This is a genomic window from Methylobacterium oryzisoli, from assembly GCF_046557895.1.
In the GTDB taxonomy this organism is placed as follows: Bacteria; Pseudomonadota; Alphaproteobacteria; order Rhizobiales; family Beijerinckiaceae; genus Methylobacterium; species Methylobacterium oryzisoli.
On sequence record NZ_JBKIBX010000001.1, the window covers coordinates 194,519 to 210,317 of the forward strand.

General features: G+C 70.2%; 16 protein-coding genes. 13 read left to right on the forward strand and 3 right to left on the reverse strand.

The window, feature by feature from the left end:
• Window positions 1-220: 220 nt before the first annotated feature.
• Window positions 221-2,644: an endopeptidase La gene (gene lon, locus ACKUB9_RS00975; RefSeq protein ID WP_407518688.1), complete on the forward strand. Its 2,424-nt coding sequence runs from the start codon at window positions 221-223 to the stop codon at window positions 2,642-2,644.
• A gap of 118 nt (window positions 2,645-2,762) precedes the next feature.
• Here lon and ACKUB9_RS00980 read toward each other — a convergent pair whose 3' ends face one another.
• Window positions 2,763-3,167, reverse strand: coding sequence for a Ros/MucR family transcriptional regulator (locus ACKUB9_RS00980; protein WP_407518689.1), 405 nt, complete (start codon window positions 3,165-3,167; stop codon window positions 2,763-2,765).
• Between the two features lie 369 nt (window positions 3,168-3,536).
• On the opposite strand from ACKUB9_RS00980, the gene ACKUB9_RS00985 reads away from it, so the two are divergent.
• From ACKUB9_RS00985 to ACKUB9_RS00995, 3 genes are all read left to right on the forward strand, one after another.
• Window positions 3,537-4,283 (forward strand): YebC/PmpR family DNA-binding transcriptional regulator, encoded by a 747-nt coding sequence (locus ACKUB9_RS00985; RefSeq protein ID WP_407518690.1) that lies wholly within the window; start codon window positions 3,537-3,539, stop codon window positions 4,281-4,283.
• A gap of 79 nt (window positions 4,284-4,362) precedes the next feature.
• The gene (locus tag ACKUB9_RS00990; protein WP_407518691.1) at window positions 4,363-4,578 is read left to right on the forward strand and encodes a hypothetical protein; all 216 of its coding nucleotides are present in this window, start codon (window positions 4,363-4,365) and stop codon (window positions 4,576-4,578) included.
• 103 nt (window positions 4,579-4,681) lie between these two features.
• A complete protein-coding gene (locus tag ACKUB9_RS00995) occupies window positions 4,682-6,226 on the forward strand; it encodes a Na+/H+ antiporter (RefSeq protein WP_407518692.1) in 1,545 nt (514 codons plus the stop codon).
• 37 nt (window positions 6,227-6,263) lie between these two features.
• Here the strand turns inward: ACKUB9_RS00995 and ACKUB9_RS01000 are convergent, their stop codons facing one another.
• Window positions 6,264-7,562: a D-amino acid dehydrogenase gene (locus ACKUB9_RS01000; RefSeq protein ID WP_407519085.1), complete on the reverse strand. Its 1,299-nt coding sequence runs from the start codon at window positions 7,560-7,562 to the stop codon at window positions 6,264-6,266.
• A gap of 101 nt (window positions 7,563-7,663) precedes the next feature.
• Here ACKUB9_RS01000 and ACKUB9_RS01005 point away from each other — a divergent pair, with 101 nt between their 5' ends.
• Window positions 7,664-8,116 carry an Lrp/AsnC family transcriptional regulator gene (locus ACKUB9_RS01005; protein ID WP_407518693.1) on the forward strand — a complete coding sequence of 151 codons (453 nt, stop codon included), beginning with the start codon at window positions 7,664-7,666 and terminating at the stop codon, window positions 8,114-8,116.
• 60 nt (window positions 8,117-8,176) lie between these two features.
• Window positions 8,177-9,067, forward strand: a complete 891-nt coding sequence (locus tag ACKUB9_RS01010; RefSeq protein ID WP_407518694.1) for a LysR family transcriptional regulator — start codon at window positions 8,177-8,179, stop codon at window positions 9,065-9,067.
• Between the two features lie 7 nt (window positions 9,068-9,074).
• Here the strand turns inward: ACKUB9_RS01010 and ACKUB9_RS01015 are convergent, their stop codons facing one another.
• A complete protein-coding gene (locus tag ACKUB9_RS01015) occupies window positions 9,075-9,431 on the reverse strand; it encodes a helix-turn-helix domain-containing protein (RefSeq protein WP_407518695.1) in 357 nt (118 codons plus the stop codon).
• A gap of 163 nt (window positions 9,432-9,594) precedes the next feature.
• Here ACKUB9_RS01015 and ACKUB9_RS01020 point away from each other — a divergent pair, with 163 nt between their 5' ends.
• From ACKUB9_RS01020 to ACKUB9_RS01050, 7 genes are all read left to right on the forward strand, one after another.
• Entirely contained in the window at window positions 9,595-10,410 is an 816-nt protein-coding gene (locus tag ACKUB9_RS01020; protein ID WP_407518696.1) for a putative hydro-lyase, read from the forward strand.
• Window positions 10,411-10,557: 147 nt separating this feature from the next.
• On the forward strand, window positions 10,558-11,808 hold the full coding sequence (locus ACKUB9_RS01025; protein ID WP_407518697.1) for an ABC transporter substrate-binding protein: 1,251 nt from the start codon (window positions 10,558-10,560) through the stop codon (window positions 11,806-11,808).
• Between the two features lie 289 nt (window positions 11,809-12,097).
• Window positions 12,098-12,976, forward strand: a complete 879-nt coding sequence (locus tag ACKUB9_RS01030) for a branched-chain amino acid ABC transporter permease (RefSeq protein WP_407518698.1) — start codon at window positions 12,098-12,100, stop codon at window positions 12,974-12,976.
• Entirely contained in the window at window positions 12,976-14,019 is a 1,044-nt protein-coding gene (locus ACKUB9_RS01035; RefSeq protein ID WP_407518699.1) for a branched-chain amino acid ABC transporter permease, read from the forward strand. Before ACKUB9_RS01030 ends, ACKUB9_RS01035 begins: the two co-directional genes overlap by 1 nt.
• Complete coding sequence (locus ACKUB9_RS01040) at window positions 14,016-14,747, forward strand: ABC transporter ATP-binding protein (RefSeq protein WP_407518700.1); 732 nt, start codon at window positions 14,016-14,018, stop codon at window positions 14,745-14,747. Before ACKUB9_RS01035 ends, ACKUB9_RS01040 begins: the two co-directional genes overlap by 4 nt.
• A complete protein-coding gene (locus ACKUB9_RS01045) occupies window positions 14,740-15,444 on the forward strand; it encodes an ABC transporter ATP-binding protein (RefSeq protein ID WP_407519087.1) in 705 nt (234 codons plus the stop codon). Before ACKUB9_RS01040 ends, ACKUB9_RS01045 begins: the two co-directional genes overlap by 8 nt.
• Window positions 15,444-15,785 (forward strand): endonuclease domain-containing protein, encoded by a 342-nt coding sequence (locus ACKUB9_RS01050; RefSeq protein ID WP_407518701.1) that lies wholly within the window; start codon window positions 15,444-15,446, stop codon window positions 15,783-15,785. The genes ACKUB9_RS01045 and ACKUB9_RS01050 overlap by 1 nt, the downstream gene beginning before the upstream one ends.
• Window positions 15,786-15,799 lie beyond the last annotated feature (14 nt).

Here is a 15,799-nt window from a genome sequence, read left to right on the forward strand (position 1 = left end):
AGAGGCTTAACCATGCGGCCGGGGTGGCACGGCGCTTGAAAGAAGCGCCGCCAGGGGCCACCTCACCCTCACGCGGCGGCCGCACGCTCACTCGGAGGTGCGGTGCCGCGGCCCGGCCGCCTCTCCCTCCGACCCCCGCGGCCCGGTCGGACCCTCGTCCCGCCTGTTCATCCTCGAAGGCGCGGGACGCCAAGGGCGCCCCCATCAAGGAAGTCAGTCAATGACCCAGCCGAAATCGCGCCAGCCCGTCGTCCCCGGCTCGACCGGGACCTACGCGGTTCTGCCGCTGCGCGACATCGTGGTCTTCCCGCACATGATCGTGCCGCTCTTCGTCGGGCGCGAGAAGTCGATCCGCGCGCTGGAGGAGGCGGTCAAGGCCGATCGCCACATCCTGCTCGCCACCCAGGTCAACGCCACCGACGACGACCCGGCCACCGACGCGATCTACACCATCGGCACGCTCGCCTCGGTGCTCCAGCTGCTGAAGCTCCCCGACGGCACCGTGAAGGTGCTGGTGGAGGGCGCGGGCCGCGCCAAGATCCGCACCTTCGTGCGCTCCGACGAGTTCTACGCCGCCGAGGCCGAGACGCTTCCCAACGACCTCGGCGACCGCATCGAGGCGCAGGCCCTGGCGCGCTCGGTGATCTCGGAGTTCGAGAACTACGTCAAGCTGAACAAGAAGATCTCGCCCGAGGTGGTCTCGGCGGTGGTCCAGATCGAGGAGCCCTCCAAGCTCGCCGACACCGTCGCCTCGCACCTCGCGGTCAAGATCTCCGACAAGCAGGCGATCCTCGAGATCCCGACGGTCGCCGAGCGCCTGGAGCGCGTGCTCTCGCTGATGGAGAGCGAGATCTCGGTGCTGCAGGTCGAGAAGCGCATCCGCACCCGCGTCAAGCGGCAGATGGAGAAGACGCAGCGCGAGTACTACCTGAATGAGCAGATGAAGGCCATTCAGAAGGAACTCGGCGACGAGGACGGCCGCGACGAACTGGCCGAGCTCGAGGACAAGATCGAAAAGACCAACCTGTCGAAGGAGGCCCGCGACAAAGCGATGGCGGAGCTGAAGAAGCTGCGCCAGATGTCGCCGATGTCGGCCGAGGCGACCGTGGTGCGCAACTACCTCGACTGGATGCTCGGCATCCCGTGGGGCAAGCGCTCGCGCATCAAGAAGGACCTGCTCGGCGCCCAGACCCTGCTCGATTCCGATCATTTCGGCCTCGACAAGGTCAAGGAGCGCATCGTCGAGTACCTGGCGGTGCAGCAGCGGGCCAACAAGCTGACCGGTCCGATCCTCTGCCTCGTCGGTCCTCCCGGCGTCGGCAAGACCTCGCTCGGCAAGTCGATCGCCAAGGCCACGGGCCGCGAGTTCGTGCGCATGTCGCTCGGCGGCGTGCGCGACGAGGCCGAGATCCGCGGTCACCGGCGCACCTATATCGGCTCGATGCCCGGCAAGATCGTCCAGTCGATGCGCAAGGCCAAGACCTCGAACCCGCTCATCCTGCTCGACGAGATCGACAAGATGGGCATGGACTTCCGCGGGGATCCCTCCGCGGCGCTCCTCGAGGTGCTGGATCCGGAGCAGAACGCGACCTTCAACGACCACTACCTGGAGGTCGACTACGACCTCTCGCACGTGATGTTCGTGACGACGGCCAACACTCTCAACATCCCGCCGGCGCTGCTCGACCGGATGGAGGTGATCCGCATCGCCGGCTACACCGAGGAGGAGAAGGTCGAGATCGCGCGGCGCCACCTGCTCCCGAACGCGCTCAAGAAGCACGGGCTCGCGGCGGCGGAATGGTCGATCTCCGACGACGGCCTGCTGCTCCTCATCCGCCGCTACACCCGCGAGGCGGGCGTGCGGAACCTGGAGCGCGAGATCTCCAACCTGATCCGCAAGGCGGTGAAGGAGATCCTGATCTCCAAGGTGAAGGGCGTGACGATCACGGCCGACAACCTCGACACCTATCTCGGCCCGGCGCGGTTCCGCTACGGCGAGGTCGAGGCGGACGATCAGGTCGGCGTGGTCACGGGTCTGGCCTGGACCGAGGTCGGGGGCGAGCTGCTCACGATCGAGGGCGTCATGATGCCCGGCAAGGGCAAGATGACGGTCACCGGCAACCTGCGCGACGTGATGAAGGAGTCGATCTCGGCGGCGGCCTCCTACGTCCGCTCGCGGGCCGTCGACTTCGGCGTCGAGCCGCCGCTGTTCGAGCGCCGGGACATCCACGTCCACGTGCCGGAGGGGGCGACCCCGAAGGACGGACCGTCCGCCGGCATCGCCATGGCGAGCGCCATCGTCTCGGTCATCACCGGCATCCCGGTGCGCCGTGACATCGCCATGACCGGCGAGGTGACGCTGCGGGGCCGCGTGCTGCCGATCGGCGGACTCAAGGAAAAACTCCTGGCCGCGCTGCGCGGCGGCATCAAGACGGTGCTGATCCCCGAGGAGAACGCCAAGGACCTCGCCGACATCCCGGCGAGCGTGAAGAACGGCATGGAGATCATCCCGGTCTCGCGGATGGACCAAGTGCTGGAGAAGGCGCTGGTGCGCGTTCCCGAGGCGATCGAGTGGGACGAGACCCTGCCGACCTCGACCCAGAACCGCAGCGAGGACGACGCGTCGGGGCTGGTGGCGCACTGACGCCACTTCCTCCACTGACCGCGACGAGAAAGGCCCCGGACGGCGACGTCCGGGGCCTTTTTCCTTGGGTTCCGCAGCCCGGCGCGGGCCGAGCGGCCGGACGGGGCGCGAGCCTCGGTCAGGCGCTGCGGCGCCGGCCGAGACCGCTGTTCTTCGCGAGTTCGGAGCGCTGCGCGGCGTAGTTCGACGCCACCATCGGGTAGTCGTGCGGCAGGCCCCACTTCTGGCGGTACTGCTCGGGGGTGAGGCCGCGGGTCGACAGGTGGCGCTTGAGCGACTTGTACTGCCGGCCATCCTCCAGGCTGATGAGGTAGTCCGGCGTCACCGTCTTCTTGATCGGCATCAGGGGAACCGGCTTCTCGGGCTCGGCCGCCGCCGGCACCCGGAGCCGCACCAGCGACGTGTGCACGGCGCCGATCAGGCTGGGCAGATCGGCCAGCGGCACGGAGTTGTTCGAAACGTACGCCGCGACGATGTCGGTGGCGCGTTCGATCAGTTCGATTTCTTGGTCTTGGTCCTGCATCGTGTGCTCCGGTTCACAGAGTGACAGCCCCATGCGTTCAACAGCCCATCGCGTCAATGTTTATTTCGCAGAATGCGACAGTTTTACACGAGAGTAACCGGAAGGGCGCCCTGTGATACGATCGGAGACCCCTTGAGAGGCGTTCGACGGGATCGATGTCTACCCATGCGTTGAGGTAATACACGCCTTGCAGACAGGGCTCGGCAATTCGGGGTGACCGCCACGGCAGGCCGTCCCGCCGCGCACCCGCACGGCTGATTGTGCTTCGCCGCTCCCCGCCTCTATAACCCGCCTCTGTCTCATCGCGGCGGCGTCGAGGTCTCCCCTGCCGGAGATCTCCGCCCCCGCAGCATCGCCCCGGGGAGCCCCATGGCCGGTCATTCGCAATTCAAGAACATCATGCACCGCAAGGGCCGCGTCGATGCGGTCCGCTCGAAGGTCTTCGGCAAGCTCGCGCGCGAGATCACGGTCGCGGCCAAGCTCGGCACGCCCGATCCGGCCATGAACCCGCGCCTGCGCGCGGCGATCCTCGCCGCCCGCGCCGAAAATATGCCCAAGGACAACATCGAGCGGGCGATCAAGAAGGCGGCCGGCGGCGACGCCGAGACCTACGAGGAGATCCGCTACGAGGGCTACGGCCCGGGCGGTGCGGCCCTGATCGTCGAGGCGCAGACCGACAACCGCAACCGCACCGCCTCCGACGTGCGCTCGGCCTTCACCAAGGCGGGGGGCAGCCTCGCGGAGACCGGGGCGGTGTCGTTCATGTTCGACCACGTCGGCCTCGTCGCCTTCGAGGCGGGCGTGGCGGATGCCGACACGATGCTGGAGGCCGCCATCGAGGCGGGCGCCGACGACGTGAAGTCGGACGAGAGCGGCCACGAGGTGATCTGCGAGCAGGGCGCGCTGGGCGACGTCGCCAAGGCCCTTGAAGCCCGCTTCGGCGAGCCGCGCCGCACCGCCCTGGTCTGGCGTCCGCAGAATACCGTCGAGGTCGACGACGAGACCGCCGAGAAACTGATCCGCCTCGTCGAGATGATCGAGGACCAGGACGACGTCCAGAGCGTCTTCGTGAACTTCGCCGTTTCGGACGCCGTCCTGGCGAAACTGCAGGCCTGACGGCGGATCACACGGCATCGTGACTTGGGACGGCCAATCCTGCCGTTCCCCTGCCCCAATGCCGTGGTGGTCTGCCGCCATGACGGACTGGAATGAACCGGCTCAGGTCGTGATCTGGCCCGAGGCCGAGGGCGACGAGCCGCAGGATCGCGGAACCGTGACCTTGCGCGAGGCGGTGCGGACGGTCCGCGCGGCCCCGCGCGAGCGCCGCATCTGGATCATCATGGCGGACGGACACATCCTGCGGCCCGGCGAGGTTGCCGCGCTCACGGCGGAACTGCCGCCCGACGCCTGAGTCTCGCGATACTGGCGGGGTGTAACGGGCGCCGACCGTCCTACCTGTCTTCGGCTTCAGCATTTCTCGCCGAAGCGATCACCGCTTCGGCGCGGCGGAGCCCATGCTCGTCTTCGAATGGATCGTCGGCGTCCTGATGGCCGCCGTGCTGCTGGCAGCCCTGGCGCGGCGCCTCAAGGCGCCGTTTCCGGCGCTGCTCGCGCTCGGGGGCGTCGGGCTCGCCTTCGTGCCGGGCGTGCCCGAACTGCGGCTCGACCCCGATCTCGCGCTCGCGCTGTTCCTCGCGCCGGTGCTGCTCGATGCCGGCTTCGACACGTCGCTGCGCGACATGCGGGCGAACTGGCTGCCGATCGCCGGGCTGGTGATCGGGGCGGTGGGCGTCACCACGGCGGCCGTGGCCCTGGTGCTGCGCTGGCTGCTGCCGGACATGCCGCTCGCCGCCTGCATCGCCCTCGGCGCCATCGTGGCGCCGCCGGACGCGGTGGCGGCCCTCTCGGTGCTCCGCCACGTCTCCCTGCCGCACCGGCTCGTCACCATCCTCAAGGGCGAGAGCCTGTTCAACGACGCCTCGGCGTTCATCATCTACCGGCTCGCCGTCGCGGTGGCGGTGAGCGGCGGCGCCTCGGTCGGCGACCTGCTGCCGGGCTTCCTGATCGGCGTTGCGGGCAGCCTCGTCGCCGGCCCGGTGCTGGCCTGGCTCTACGCCCGGCTGCTGCGCCGCGTCGCCGACGCGCCGAGCACCATCGTGCTGCAGTTCGTCTCGACCTTCGGCGTCTGGCTGCTGGCGGAGCGGGTCGGCCTGTCGGGTGTCCTCACGGTCGTCACCTTCGGCATCACGCTGGCGCGCCTCTCGGCCACCATGACGCCCGCGCGCCTGCGCGTGCCCTCGAACGCCGTCTGGGAGACCGCGGTGTTCGTCCTCAACGTGCTCGCCTTCGTGCTGATCGGCAGCCAGATCGGGCCGATCCTCGACGAGCTGACGGCGCATGAGGGCGAGCATGCCGGCTTCATCGCCGCCCTCGTGGTGCTGACGACGGTGCTGGTGCGCCTCGCCTGGGTGATGGGTGCCAACGGCACGGCGCGGGTGGCGCGGCGCCTCGGCCTCCTGCGCGGGCCCGAGCCCGCGAGCCTGCTCGCCGGCACCGTCGTGGCGTGGTGCGGCATGCGCGGCGTCGTCACGGTGGCGCTCGCCCTGGCGCTGCCCCGGGACTTCCCGCACCGCGACCTCGCGGTGCTCACCGCCTTCTGCATCGTCCTCGGCACGCTCGTGGTGCAGGGCCTGACACTGCGCCCACTCCTGACGTGGTTCTCCCTGCGCGGCGACGACGTGGTCGGGCGCGAGGCAGGCCTCGCCCGGGCCGCCGCCTACCGCGCCGCCCTCGACAGCCTCGCGGGGGACCGCTCGCCGCACACGGCGGCGTTGCGCGAGGAATTCGAGGCCGCCCTGCGCGAGGCCGACCGGGACCGGGAGGGGAGGGCGCCCTCCGCGCTGCCGGCGGACGCGCCGCGCCGCCGGGCGATCCGGGCCGCCCGCGAGGCGATCCACGGCCTGCGCCAGCGCGGCGCGATCGGCGACGACGCCTATTCCCACCTGGAGGAGGAGCTGGACTGGGCGGAGCTGAGCGCCACGCCCCGCGACGAGATCTGATCCGGGAGCGGCCGGGCCGACGCGGACCCGGCCCGGGTCAGGCGGCCTTGAGGTAGCGCGCGGCGGCCAGATCCTCGTGGGCGATCTCCGGGGCGCGGCCGGTGACGAGATCGGCGAGCATCCGGCCCGAGCCGCAGGCCATCGTCCAGCCGAGCGTGCCGTGCCCGGTATTGGTGTAGAGGTTCGGATAGGCCGTGGCTCCGACGACGGGCGTGCCGTCCGGGGTCATCGGGCGCAGGCCCGTCCAGAAACTCGCCCGCGCCGCGTCGCCCCCGTCCGGGAAGAGATCGGCGAGGGAGCGCTCCAGCGTCGCGCGCCGCGGCCCGCGCAGTGTTTGGCTGAAGCCCGCAAGTTCCGCCGTTCCGCCCACCCGGATGCGGTCGCCGAGCCGGGTGATTGCGACCTTGAAGGTCTCGTCCATCACCGTCGAGACCGGGGCCGCGGCTTCGTCCGTGACGGGCAGCGTCAGCGAATACCCCTTCACGGGATAGACCGGCAGGGCGAGGCCGAGCGGGCGCAGCAGCGCCGGGGTGTAGCTGCCCATCGCGGCCACGTAGGCGTCGGCCTGCAGCACCTCGCCCGTACCCGTCTCGACACCGGTGATCCGGCCTCCCTCGTGCCGCAGGCCCGCGACCGTGACGCCGTACCGGAAGGCGACGCCGCGCCGCGCGCAGATGCCGGCGAGGCGCTGCGTGAACTGGTGCGCGTCGCCGGTCTCGTCGCCAGGCAGGCGCAGGCCGCCGGCGAGGCGCCCGCTCACCCGCGCGAGCGCCGGCTCGGCGGCAACGCAGCCGGCCGGGTCCAGCACCTCGTAGGCCACGCCGTAGGCGTCGAGCACGCCCGTGTCCTCGGCCACGTGGTCGAGCTGCTTCTGCGTGCGGAAGAGCTGCAGCGTGCCCTTCTCGCGGTGGTCGTAGGCGATGCCGGTCTCCCGGCGCAGCTCGCGCAGGACATCGCGGCTGTACTCGGCCAGCCGCACCATCCGGCCCTTGTTGCGCCGGTAGGCCTCCTCGGTGCAGTTCGCCAGCATCTGCGCCAGCCAGCCGTAGAGGCGCGGCTCCAGGCTCGGCCACAGCACCAGCGGCCGGTGGCGCATCATCAGCCACTTCATCGCCTTGAGGGGGATGCCGGGGGCCGCCCAGGGGGCCGAGTAGCCGGGCGAGACCTGGCCGGCATTGGCGAAGCTCGTCTCCAGGCCGGCCGCCGGCTGGCGGTCGAGCACCGTGACCTGATGGCCCGCGCGGGCGAGGTAATAGGCCGAGGCGACGCCCACCACGCCGCCGCCGAGGACGAGAACCCGCATCGCAACACCCTCCGCGCAACCGGATGCACGCAGTGTCGCGCAAGGATCGCCGAATGTCCCGCCGCAGCGGCGCAGGAGATGCGATAAGGATGCTCCAGACGGCAGGATCTGCGGCCCCGTGAAAGGATCTGCGCATGGTGCGGGACGAGACCGACGCGCGCATCCTGCGCGTCCTGCGCGGCAACGGGCGCATCAGCAACGCCGACCTCGCCGCGGAGATCGGCCTGTCGCCCTCCGCGACGCTGCGCCGCCTGCGGCTGCTCGAACGCAGCGGCGTCATCCGCGGCTACACGGCGCTCATCGACGAGGTGGACGGGGCGGAGCCCCTGGTGGTGCTGACCCAGATCACCCTCGACCGGCAGACGGAGGAATATCTGAACCGCTTCGAGGCGGCGGTGCGCCGCTGCCCGGAGGTGCGCTCCTGCTACCTGATGACCGGACTCTCCGATTACCTGGTCCGGATCGAGGTCGTGGATGCGGGCGACTACGAGCGCCTGCACAAGGAGGTGCTCTCGCGCCTGCCCGGGGTGGCGCGCATCCAGTCGAGCTTCGCGATCCGCACCGTCGTGGGGCGGGGACGGGGGTGATCCCTGGCGCGCGGTACGCTCCTTGCTGCATGATCATCGCGGCCGGTGCCGGGGCGGGGAATGGCGGATCTGCGGAGCCTCGAAGTTTTTTACTGGACAGCGACCCTGTGCAGCTTCCGGCAGGCGGCGGAGCGCCTGAACACGACCCAGCCGGCAGTGTCCCAGCGCATCGCGGCGCTGGAGGAGGAGTTCGGGGTGAAGCTGTTCGAGCGGCGCGCCCGCTCGGTCTGCCTCACCGCCAAGGGGCGCGACCTCCTCGTCTACGCGGAGCGCTTCCTGCGCCTGCGCACCGAGATGATGGCCGCCATCGCGAGCCCGGGCGCCATGAAGGGCGTGCTGCGGCTCGGCGTCTCGGAGACCATCGTGCACACGTGGCTGATGCGCTTCATCGAGGCGATGAGCCAGACCTATCCGGGCGTCACCGTCGACATCTCGGTCGACATCTCCCCCAACATGCGCGACGCGCTGCTCGCCCGCGAACTCGACCTCGCCTTCCTGGTCGGGCCGATCACCATGCCGAGCCTCGTGAACCTGCCCCTGTGCAGCTACTCGGTGGCCTGGATCGCCGCCCCGCAGCTCGATTTCGGGCCGGGCGAGGTGGCGCTCCCCGACCTCGTGCGCTTCCCCATCATCACCTACCCGAAGAACACCAACCCGTACGTCCAGCTCCACGACCTGCTCGCGCGCTCGAACCTGCCGCCGCCGCGCCTCTACAGCAACGCCTCGCTCTCCACGATCGTGCGCATGACGCTGGAGGGGATCGGGGTCTGCGTGATCCCGCCCGAGATCGTCCGGCGTGAGATCGAGAGCGGGCAGTTGCGGGTGCTGACCACGCAGGCCCGCCTGCCCGACATCGGCTTCACCGCCACCTACGCCAACGCGCCCGATTGCGGCCTCGCCGCGCCCGCCGCCCGGCTCGCCTGCGCGGTGGCCGGGCAAGGCCACGCCTGATGCGCGCTCATCCTGCCAGAAGGCGCACGGCGCGCCCCGGATCGTCCGCGACGAGCCGGATCAGCGACCGGGCGGCAGGATCGGGATCGATCCGCCCGCGCTCCCATTCGCGCAGGGTCGGAGCCGGGAGGCCGAGCGCGGCCGCGAAGCCCTCGGGGCTCATCCCCAGCGCCTCGCGCGCCCGTCGGACGTCGCGCGCGAACGATCCCCGGCGGAGTTCGGCCTCGGTGAGCGGCGGGTTCTCGGGATCGGCTTCGGCGGCGGCCTGGATTTCTTCCTCCGTCATCGCGTCGAGCCGCGCCCTGGTCTCCGGATCGAGCTGCGGTGGAGCGGAGGGATCGAGCCGGAACTTAACGATGGCCATAGCGACGCTCCTCGGGCCGGTTGCTGCGGCGGGCACTCGGGTCACAGGCGGTCGGTTGAAGCAATGTGATAAGCTCACCTTATCGAAATCGATGCGAAATGACGATTGGCGCTTAAGCGTACACGATGTGAGCATGCCGTATTCCTGGGCAAAGGGAGTGCCGATGCAGACCGTCCCCCTCCGGAACCCCGCCGAGCGCGCCCGCCTGAGCGGCCACGAGGCGCGCCTCGCCTGCCGGCGCGGCGAGATCACCGGCAGCACCGCGGGCCTCGCCCACGGCTACGTGCAGGGCAACCTCGCGGTCCTGCCGAAGGACCTCGCCACCGATTTCCTGCTCTTCGCGCAGCGCAACCCGAAGCCCTGCCCGATCGTCGGCGTGTCGGCTCCGGGCGAGCGCCGCATTCCCGAACTGGGCGAGGATCTCGACATCGCCACCGACATCCCGGGCTACCGCGTCTGGCGCCACGGGGAGGTGGTGGAGGAGCGCCTGGAGGTCGCCGACCTGTGGCGCGACGACCTCGTGGCCTTCGTGATCGGCTGCTCCTTCTCGTTCGAGGCCGCGATGGTCGAGGACGGGCTGCCGCTGCGCCACGTCGAGATGGGCGTGCGGGTGCCGATGTACCGCACCAGCATCCCGTGCGTCCCGGCCGGCCCCTTCGGCGGCCCGATGGTGGTGTCGATGCGCCCGCTCAAGCCCGCGCAGGCGATTCGGGCGGTGCAGATCACCTCGCGCTTCCCCGCCGTGCACGGCGCGCCGGTGCATCTCGGCCTGCCAGAGGCGATCGGCATCCGCGACCTCATGCGGCCCGATTACGGCGATCCCGTCGAGATCCGCCCCGACGAGATCCCGGTCTTCTGGGCCTGCGGGGTCACGCCCCAGTCGGTGATCGCGGCCTCGAAGCCGGATTTCGCGATCACCCACGCGCCTGGGGCCATGCTCGTCACCGACCGGCGCAACGCGGAGTTCGCGGTGCTCTGATCACCCGGGGCTCGGCCACCCGGCCTCCGCCGCCGGGCCGGCCATCGGTAAGGTGGCGGACATGGTGCAGACACAAGACCCACAGCAGAATGACGCAAGGGCAGGTCCGCCTGGCCCTGCACACCGGGTCACCTTGGAGGAACGCGCATGATTCGTCGTCGGGATCTCTTGATCGGGGGCGCGGGCGCCCTCGCGCTCACCGGAACCGGCCTGCGGCCCGCCCGCGCCGCGGACGAGGTGGTGGTGGGCGTGCTCTACGCCATGTCGGGGGCGAGCGCGCAGGTGGGCGTGGATGCCCGCCACGCCATCGAGACCGCCCTCGACATCGTCAACGCCGACCACGCCCTCGACCTGCCGCTCGCCAAGGGCACGGGTCTGCCGGGCTTAGGCGGCGCCAAGATCCGCCTCGTCTTCGCCGACCACCAGGGCGACCCGCAGAAGGGCCGCGCCGAGGCCGAGCGCCTGATCACCCAGGACAAGGTCGCGGCCCTCGTCGGCTGCTACCAGTCGGCGGTCTCGAACACGGTGAGCGCCACGGCCGAGCGCTACGGCGTGCCCTTCGTCTGCGCCGATTCCTCCTCGCCCAGCCTGCACCGCCGGAACCTCAAGTTCTTCTTCCGCCCGGCCGCCCACGACGAGATGTTCTCGGCCGCGATGTTCGACTTCCTCGACGCGCAGCGCGCCAAGGGCCAGAAGATCGACTCGGTCGCCCTGTTCTTCGAGGACACGATCTACGGCGTCGATTCCTCGAACGTGCAGCGCAAGCTGGCGGGCGAGCGCGGCTACAAGGTCGCGGCCGACATCAAGTACAAGACCAACTCGCCCTCGCTGACCGCCGAGGTGCAGCAGCTCAAGACCGCCAACGCGGACGTTCTGCTGCCGACGAGCTACACCACCGACGCGATCCTGCTGACGAAGACGATGGCCGAACTCGGCTACAAGCCGAAGAGCATGCTCGCGCAGGCGGCGGGCTTCGCCGAGAAGGTCACGTACGACACGGTGGGCGACAAGCTCCAGGGCCTGATCTCGCGGGGCAGTTTTTCCCTCGACCTCGCGGCCAAGCGCCCCTCGGTCGGCACCGTGAACGGGCTCTACAAGGCGCGGGCGAACCGGGATCTCAACGACAACTCGTCCCGCCAGTTCATGGCGCTGATCGTGCTCGCCGACGCCATCAATCGCGCCGGCTCGACCGACGGCCAGAAGATCCGCGCGGCGCTCAGCGCCACCGACATCCCGGGCGCGCAGACCATCATGCCCTGGAAGCGGGTCGCCTTCGGGCCGGACGGCCAGAACACCGAGGCGGATCCGGTGCTGCTGCAATGGGTCGGGGACAAGTTCGTCACGGTCTTCCCCGAATCGGCGGCGGTCGCCCCCGCGCTGTGGCCGATGAAGGCGTGAGCCTAAGGGAGAACGCCGTTCCCGCTTGCCGCAGGGAACCCCTCTCCCGTGCGGGAGAGGGGCAGGCGATCGAAGATCGCGTGTGAGGGTCCCGGGAGAGTGCAGCAAACAAACGCGACGCTGCCGCTACCAGCACTGAGGTGGGTGGGTGTTTCTGAACCCTGCCGCTCCCCTCACCACGTTCACCGCTTCACTGCGACCCCACCTGGACCCTCATCCCTACCCATCTCCCGCACGGGAGAAGGGATCCCGCGGTTCCTGCCCCCTCCTTACGGCCGGGAGACCTTCGATGACGACGCAAGCGCTGGCCCAGGTGCTGGCGAGCGGGCTGCTGATGGGCCTGATCTACGCCCTGATCGCGGTCGGCCTCTCCCTGATCTTCGGCCTGATGGACGTGGTGAACTTCGCCCACGGCGAGTTCCTGATGATCGCCATGTACGCGACCTTCGGGCTCGTGCTGGTGACGCAGCTCGACCCCGTGGTGCTGATGCCGCTGGTGGCGGCCCTGCTCTTCGCCCTCGGGGGCGCCGCCTATCTCGGCGTCGTGCGCTTCGCCATGCGGGCCAAGGCCAACCAGGGCATGGTGCAGATCTTCGCGACCTTCGGCCTCGCGATCCTGCTCCAGGGCGCCGCCCAGTACCTGTTCACGCCCGATTACCGCAACGTGCAGAACACGTGGCTCGGCGGGCGCACCCTCGACCTCGGCGGCGTCTTCCTGCCCTGGCCGCAGATCTTCGGGGCCGTGGTCTCGCTCGCGGCCTTCGGGGGGCTGCACCTCCTGATGAGCCGCACCGATTTCGGCCGGGCGCTGGAGGCCACCCGCGAGGACCAGGGCGCCGTGGCGCTGGTCGGCATCGACCGCAACCGGGTCTTCGCGCTGGGTTGGGGCCTGGGCGCGGCCCTGGTCGGCCTCGCCGGCGCGGTGCTGGCGGTGTTCTACTACATCCACCCGCAGGTGGGCGCGAGCTTCGCCCTCATCGCCTACGTCACGGTGGCGCTCGGCGGGTTCGGCAGCGTCGCGGGCGCGCTCGTCGCCGGGATCATCGTCGGCCTCGTGGAGGCCTTCACGGCGGTGATCCTGCCGCCCGCCCTCAAATCCGTGGGCGTCTACGCCCTCTACCTCGCCGTGGTGTTCGTGCGCCCGCAGGGCCTGTTCGGGAGGCTGTGATGACCTCGACCACGCTGCCCTCCCCCGCCGCCCTGCCGGCCGGCGCCGCCGCGGCCAAGGCCTTCGCGGCCAAGCGCCGCCGCACCCTGCTGATCGGCCTTGCGGTCTTCGCCGCGATGGCGGCGCTGCCCTACCTCGTCCGCGACGTCTACCTGCAGAACGTGCTGATCCTCACGGTGATGTACGCGGCCCTCTCGCAGAGCTGGAACATCCTGGGCGGCTATTGCGGGCAGATCTCGCTCGGCCACGCGCTCTATTTCGGGCTCGGCGCCTATTGCACCACCGTGCTGTTCGTGAATTACGGGGTGGTGCCGTGGGGCGGCATGCTGGTGGGCGGGCTCGCCTCGGCGGGGGTGGCGCTGCTCCTCGGCTGGCCCTGCTTCCGGCTCGCCGGCCACTACTTCTCGATCGCCACCATCGTGATCGCGGAGATCGGGCTGCTGCTGATCCACAACTGGGACTTCGTCGGCGGGGCGATGGGCATCCAGTGGCCCTTCAACCCGGATTCGTGGTGGACCCTGCAATTCGCCCGCGACAAGGTCCCGTACTTCCACTTCGCCCTCGGACTGTTCGTGGCGGTCTGGTTCGTCACCTACCTGATCGAGAATTCCCGCTGGGGCTACTGGTGGCGGGCCGTCAAGGACGACGCGCAGGCCGCCGAGAGCCTCGGCGTCGAGGTCTTCCGCTCCAAGATGGCGGCGGCGGCCGTCTCGGCCTTCTTCACGGCGATCGGCGGCGGCTTCTACGCGGCCTACGTCTCCTACATCGATCCCGAGAGCGTGATGAGCTTCCGCTTCTCGCTGCTCTTCGCCCTGCCGGCGGTGCTCGGCGGCATCGGCACGCTCTGGGGCGCGCTCGTCGGGGCGGCGATCCTGATCCCGCTCACCGAGATCAGCCGCTCCTATCTCGGCGGCACCGGCAGCGGCCTCGACCTGATCCTCTACGGGCTCCTCGTCATGCTGGTGGCGCTCGCCCGGCCCGAGGGCGTGCTCAGCCTGTTCAAGCGCACCCGCAGCGCCCGCAACCAGGAGGCCGCGCCGTGACCGACATCATCCTGGAGGCCGACCACGTCACCCTGCGCTTCGGCGGCCTCGTCGCCAACGCCGACGTCTCCCTGGCGGTGCGGCGGGGCGAGATCCTGGGGCTGATCGGCCCGAACGGCGCCGGCAAGTCGACGCTGTTCAACCTGATCTCCGGCACCTACCGGCCGACGAGCGGGCGCATCCTGTTCGAGGGCCAGGACATCACCGGCCTCTCGGCCCCCGAGCGCTGCCGCCGGGGCATCGCCCGCACCTTCCAGGTGCCGCGCTCCTTCGACTCGATGAACGTGGTTGAGAACGTCATCGTCGGCGGCTTCGTGCGCCATGCGCGGGCCGCCGAGGCCCGGGCGGCGGCCCTCGCCACCCTCGACGTGGTCGGCCTTGGCGACCGGGCGGAGGCCGTGGCGGGCGAACTCACGCCCCCGGAGAAGCGGCGGCTGGAGGTCGCCCGCGCGCTCGCCACCGAGCCACGCCTCCTCCTCCTCGACGAGGTGCTCACCGGGCTCACCCCGAGCGAGGCCAAGGCCGGCGTCGAATTGATCCGGCGCGTCGCCGAGCGCGGCGTCACCGTCATCATGGTCGAGCACGTGATGGAGGTGGTGATGCCGCTCGTCGACCGCGCCGTCGTCCTGCATCTCGGCCGCGTGCTGGCGGAGGGCCGCCCGGCCGACGTGGTGCGCGACGAGGCCGTCATCACCGCCTACCTGGGAGAGCGCCACCGTGCTGCTTGAGGTCCGCTCCCTCTCCACCGCCTACCAGGGCCTGCTCGCCATCCAGGACGTCTCGGTCTCGGTCGCCAAGGGCGAGATCGTGGTTGTGGCGGGCGCCAACGGCGCCGGCAAGTCGACGCTCCTGAAGTCGATCGCCGGCATGGAGCGCCCGCGCGCGGGCGAGGTCGTGTTCGACGGGGAGCGCATCGACGGGCTGCCCGGCCACCTCATCACGGCCCGCGGCATCGCCTACGTGCCGGAGAACAAGCGGCTCTTCCCGCGCCTCTCGGTGGCCGACAACCTGCGCCTCGGCCGCTACCTCTACCGCGGCCAGCCCGACGCGGACGGGCCGCTGGAGCGGGTCTTCGCGCTGTTTCCCCGCCTCAAGGAGCGCCTGCCCCAGCGCGCCGCCACGCTCTCGGGCGGCGAGCAGCAGATGCTGGCCATCGGCCGCGCGCTGATGACCCGCCCGCGCCTCCTGATGCTCGACGAGCCCTCGCAGGGCATCATGCCCAAGCTCGTGGACGAGATTTTTTCCGCCATCGAGACCATCCGGGCCGCCGGCGTGACGATCCTGCTGGTGGAGCAGCGCCTCGCCGAGTCGCTCTCCATCGCCGACCGCGGCTACGTGCTCCAGACCGGGCGCCTGATGCTCACCGGCCCGGCCGCGACCCTGCGCGACGACCCGGAGGTGCGGCGGGCGTATCTGGGGATCTGATGCACGGGCCGCGCTACTTCGCGCGAGACCTGCGCCGGCAGGCGACCTCGGCGGAGGACGTGCTGTGGCGGGCTCTTCGCGGACGCCGTTGCGGCGGTTTGAAATTCAAGCGGCAGGTGCCGATCCAGCTCTACACCGTCGATTTCCTGTGCGCCGAGCACAGATTGATCGTCGAACTCGACGGGCGCCAGCACGATTGGCATCACGAATACGATGCGAAGCGAACCGAGGAGATCGAGCGATGCGGCTACGCGGTTCTGCGGTTCCGCAACGAGGAGGTTCTGACAGACCTCGACGCTGTTATGCAGCGCATTGCGGACGCCGTCGGCCTCGCCACATGAAGCGCGGGGATCCC

Coding starts and splice junctions, on each gene's coding strand:
- lon (WP_407518688.1), top strand. CDS start 221: ATGACCCAGCCGAAATCGCGCCAGCCCGTCGTCCCCGGCTCGACCGGG.
- ACKUB9_RS00980 (WP_407518689.1), bottom strand. CDS start 3,167: ATGCAGGACCAAGACCAAGAAATCGAACTGATCGAACGCGCCACCGAC.
- ACKUB9_RS00985 (WP_407518690.1), top strand. CDS start 3,537: ATGGCCGGTCATTCGCAATTCAAGAACATCATGCACCGCAAGGGCCGC.
- ACKUB9_RS00990 (WP_407518691.1), top strand. CDS start 4,363: ATGACGGACTGGAATGAACCGGCTCAGGTCGTGATCTGGCCCGAGGCC.
- ACKUB9_RS00995 (WP_407518692.1), top strand. CDS start 4,682: ATGCTCGTCTTCGAATGGATCGTCGGCGTCCTGATGGCCGCCGTGCTG.
- ACKUB9_RS01005 (WP_407518693.1), top strand. CDS start 7,664: ATGGTGCGGGACGAGACCGACGCGCGCATCCTGCGCGTCCTGCGCGGC.
- ACKUB9_RS01010 (WP_407518694.1), top strand. CDS start 8,177: ATGGCGGATCTGCGGAGCCTCGAAGTTTTTTACTGGACAGCGACCCTG.
- ACKUB9_RS01015 (WP_407518695.1), bottom strand. CDS start 9,431: ATGGCCATCGTTAAGTTCCGGCTCGATCCCTCCGCTCCACCGCAGCTC.
- ACKUB9_RS01020 (WP_407518696.1), top strand. CDS start 9,595: ATGCAGACCGTCCCCCTCCGGAACCCCGCCGAGCGCGCCCGCCTGAGC.
- ACKUB9_RS01025 (WP_407518697.1), top strand. CDS start 10,558: ATGATTCGTCGTCGGGATCTCTTGATCGGGGGCGCGGGCGCCCTCGCG.
- ACKUB9_RS01030 (WP_407518698.1), top strand. CDS start 12,098: ATGACGACGCAAGCGCTGGCCCAGGTGCTGGCGAGCGGGCTGCTGATG.
- ACKUB9_RS01035 (WP_407518699.1), top strand. CDS start 12,976: ATGACCTCGACCACGCTGCCCTCCCCCGCCGCCCTGCCGGCCGGCGCC.
- ACKUB9_RS01050 (WP_407518701.1), top strand. CDS start 15,444: ATGCACGGGCCGCGCTACTTCGCGCGAGACCTGCGCCGGCAGGCGACC.